Annotated in this window: 1 protein-coding gene; it reads right to left on the bottom strand. The window is 68.3% G+C overall.

Translation table 11 applies throughout. The features are described 5' to 3' along the window. A partial coding sequence (locus tag ACLF3M_RS35360; protein WP_430661707.1) for an IS110 family transposase occupies positions 1-501 on the bottom strand: 501 nt, incomplete at its 3' end. Positions 502-684: the final 183 nt, after the last annotated feature.

Genomic DNA, 684 nt, shown 5'->3' with positions numbered 1-684 from the left:
CAGTTCGGCCAGTCGCTGCCTCAGCATGGTGCGGCGCTTCGGCATGATGACGCCGCGCTCGAGCAGCACCGCTCGCAGCTGGTTGGTCAGCCGCGTCCTGGCCGCCACCAGGCGCTGGCGTACCCGATGCAGCACCTGCAGATCGAGCTGCGCCTCGTTCTTCAGCGACACGAAGCGCATGGTGGGGCGGGTCGCCGCCTCCGCGATCGCCTCGGCGTCCCGGTCGTCGGTCTTCTGCGCCTTCACGTACGGCTGGACGTATTCCGGCGCCATCAGCCGTACCGTGTGACCCTGCTGCTGAAGGATCCGCCCAAGGAAGTGCGCGCCGCAGCAGGCTTCCATCGCCACAACGCAGCTCGCCAGCTTGGCCGTGAACGCGAGCACGCCGTCGCGCGGCATCCGTCGCCGCAGCACCACGGCGCCGCTGGCGTCCAGCCCCGCCAGGCTGCAGCTGTTCTTGCCGAGATCGATCCCCAGGACAGCGATCGGTGTCTTGCTCATGCTCCGCTCCTCTACTCGCAGCCCGAGGCTGCGCTGGTTCATGAGGGGCGGGCCATCCATAAAGCGCAATCGCGGCTGGGGACGACCTCGCATGAGGTACCCGGCGGCCGAGAAGCTCGAGATCATTCGCCTGGTCGAGCAATCGCATCTGCCGGTGCGCCGCACGCTGGCGCATCTCGGCAT

Source organism: Falsiroseomonas sp. HW251, assembly GCF_050563545.1.
Lineage (GTDB): Bacteria > Pseudomonadota > Alphaproteobacteria > Acetobacterales > Acetobacteraceae > Falsiroseomonas.
This window is presented reverse-complemented; position numbering and strand designations above follow the sequence as displayed.